3 protein-coding genes and 1 pseudogene are annotated in these 2739 nt (G+C 59.6%); 1 reads left to right on the top strand and 3 read right to left on the bottom strand.

Annotation, left to right across the window (positions count from 1 at the left end; all coding sequences use genetic code 11):
- The 3 genes from BN1233_RS28295 to BN1233_RS28285 form a co-directional block, all read right to left on the bottom strand.
- Window positions 1–581: 2-hydroxychromene-2-carboxylate isomerase (locus tag BN1233_RS28295; protein WP_046867006.1), on the bottom strand; the 581-nt coding region annotated here is incomplete at its 3' end.
- Between the two features lie 138 nt (window positions 582–719).
- Window positions 720–2051 (bottom strand): FAD-dependent oxidoreductase, encoded by a 1332-nt coding sequence (locus tag BN1233_RS28290; RefSeq protein WP_187144399.1) that lies wholly within the window; start codon window positions 2049–2051, stop codon window positions 720–722.
- Window positions 2052–2208: 157 nt separating this feature from the next.
- Window positions 2209–2391: a hypothetical protein gene (locus tag BN1233_RS28285; RefSeq protein WP_046867005.1), complete on the bottom strand. Its 183-nt coding sequence runs from the start codon at window positions 2389–2391 to the stop codon at window positions 2209–2211.
- 200 nt (window positions 2392–2591) lie between these two features.
- Between BN1233_RS28285 and BN1233_RS49945 the strand changes: the two are divergent.
- A pseudogene (locus BN1233_RS49945) lies at window positions 2592–2739 on the top strand (cobalamin-binding protein); the annotation flags it as partial.

Below are 2739 nucleotides of genomic sequence, written 5' to 3'. Positions count from 1 at the left end.
TCCTCCAGGAAGCCCAACCGGTCCTGACCCCAGAACAGCTCACCATCTATTATGTATGTCGGTGCACCAAACACTTGCGCTGCGATCGCGTGGTCGGTGTCGCGTTCATGCTCTCGAGCGACAGAGATATCTTGGGCGGCTCGAACAAGTGCACGACCATTCAAACCTTCCTGATCAGCTATGTCCGTGAGAGTGCTCCAATCCGCCAAGTTTCGCTCTTCATGCCAGATTGCTCGAAGAATGGCATGTGACAGGTTGAGCACGTCTCCTCGTTCGCGACGCGCGGCAATGAGCAGGTAACTGGCTGGACGGCGATCCACCGGGTAGTATCGAGGCTCCAACGTGACTGGCACTCCAAGCTTGCGGCTCCAGCGGTCCAACTCCACCTGCCGATAGGATCGCCGCTGGGCTGAGCGCTTCTCATACGGGAGTCCACCGGAAGCCGCAAAGACACGCGTAAGATCAAGCGGGATCACTTTTACCGGGACGTCGTAGCGACGGGCAATCCCGATGAAACGCTCGCTCCCTAAATATGACCACGGGCTGGCGACGCTGAAGTAGTAATCTATTGACGTCTCCACGAGAACCTCTGCAGGGTGAACTACGTCCTTCCTGGTGACGCACTGTGGTTTATTTGGCTGTGTTGACGAGTAGAGCGCCGGAAGTTGAACACCGCGCGGCAGCAGCGCGGTGTTCGATTCGGCCGGGTAAGGACCTTATCAATTCACCTGGTCTCCGTGCAGAGGCATTCCCATAGACTGCAATTCGTCCTGGACCTTCTTGATTGGAACCTTCCGCACAGTCACATTTTCGTCGATGGCTATCGCGGCAGCGACTCCAGCGGCTTGCCCGGTTGCCATGCACGCAGGCATATTGCGCGACCGGGCATGTGCTGTGTGATCGGCGGAAATGCAGCGCCCGGCAATGAGGAGTTGCTCGACGCCAAGCGGAACGAGACACCGGTAAGGGATTTCATACGGGCGCATGCCTCGGAAATCGACGTCGCCACCTCTTGGCTCGTGAATGTCAAGTGCTGAAGCGTCCGCACCAATGCTGTCCTCGAAGAAGCGCCCCTCTATCGCGTCCTCCCCAGTGAGCGTGTACTCACCTTGGATATGCCGGGTCTCTCGAACCCCAAGCACCGGTGCGATCTGGCCGATGGTCGCATTTTCGAATCCCGGGATTTGCTCGCGTAGGAGCTTCGCGACAGCCTCGATTTGCCGGTAACACTCAACTATTGCCGCGGTGAATTCAACGGGAGAAAAAACGTCCACTCCGGGCACGCGTGTGGCGTTAACGTACATCAGCCCGTCGGCGGTCTTAAGCGTGATATTGTCGCGTTGCAGCTTAATCCCGGTCTCAGCCTGGAAGCGCTGCAGGGTCTTATTGAACCCGGTCAGCCACAGCCCATAGGCAAGACCCTCTTCCGTGTCGGGGATAGCGCGGGCTGGTATGTCGTCACTCGTGCGCGCCCAGTCTGCGAGACGTTTGATGTCGACTTTGTTCATCGTGAAGTACATTGACACCGGCTGCATAGTCTTTGCGGCGTCGCCGGCCCCCATGATGAACGGCGCCCCGGCTTTAGCCGCCATATCGGCATCGGCCGAGCAGTCTATGACGACCTTGGCTCCAATAAACTGGCGGCCAGCCTTGCTCTCGACGATGACGCCCTTCACCGTGCCACTCTCGACGACGGGGCTCGATACGAATGTTTCGAAAAGGATTTGAACGCCGGAGTCGACGCAGAGCCGCGTCAGCAGGATCTTCATGATCTCGGGATCACAAGGTGATGCGATCTTCACATCGCCGGTTTTCGACATTGCCATGTAATCTTCGCCGGCGCCGCCGACCGATCGCGCAAGATTCCAGATCTCGAGGGGCAGGCCCCCGACAAGCGCGCCCGAAGGCTTGGTGTTCAGTCCGAGCGTCAGATTCCCTCCGAGCGACCCGAAGCGCTCGATCATGACGACGCGCTTGCCGCGGCGTGCTGCGGCAATAGCGGCGAAGGGGCCGGTGGTGCCACCACCCACCACCACGACGTCTGCCTCCATGAGGACGGGGATCTGTCGTGCGGGTTCCGTGATCGTACGCTGTGCCATGTCCATCGCTATGCCCTCCCGTATGCGGTGCTTACGCCTCTGCAAGCGTCATGCTTCGCTAATGAAGCATCGTTTCAGAAACAAATATGCATCGAGGGAGCTTTTTCGGTCAAGAGCCCTCCTGAGAGGGTACGACGCCGATAAGGACGAAGCCGAAGAGCGTCACCATCGCGCCCCAGCAGACCCCGTGCTGCCCTACGCGGCGGGCGAACCCGAAGCCGTCGAGGAGGAACCCAGCACGATCATGTCCGTGAGGACGGCCTCGAAGAAGCTCGGAGATCCCGACTTTCATGAGCTGCCGTTATCCGACCACGAGCGAGGTCATTGCCGTGGCGGAGCCGGACAGCCGCAAGGCGACTCAACCCATCACACACTGACTTGCGTACACCTGACATCCAGACGGACGCGTGATAACGGCGGAATGCCGGTCCGCGGATGTGGCCAGGATCGTTACCATTATGCAGTTCGGCTTGTGATCTCCGAGGCGTCCCGATGAGATTTCCTCCGGAACGCATCATCTGCCTGACCGAGGAGACGGTCGAGACGCTGTACCTCTTGGGCGAGGATCATCGCATCGTCGGAGTTTCCGGCTACGCGGTCCGGCCCCCGCGGGTCCGCCGCGAGAAGCCGCGCGTCTCCG

The organism is Microvirga massiliensis, from assembly GCF_001006805.1.
In the GTDB taxonomy this organism is placed as follows: domain Bacteria; phylum Pseudomonadota; class Alphaproteobacteria; order Rhizobiales; family Beijerinckiaceae; genus Microvirga; species Microvirga massiliensis.
Note: the sequence above shows the minus strand (reverse complement) of the source record. Positions and strands in the feature narration are given on the sequence as shown.

Bases quoted from the DNA above. Each gene is read 5' to 3' on its own strand.
- BN1233_RS28290 (WP_187144399.1), bottom strand. From the start codon at position 2,051: ATGGAGGCAGACGTCGTGGTGGTGGGTGGTGGCACCACCGGCCCCTTC.
- BN1233_RS28285 (WP_046867005.1), bottom strand. From the start codon at position 2,391: ATGAAAGTCGGGATCTCCGAGCTTCTTCGAGGCCGTCCTCACGGACAT.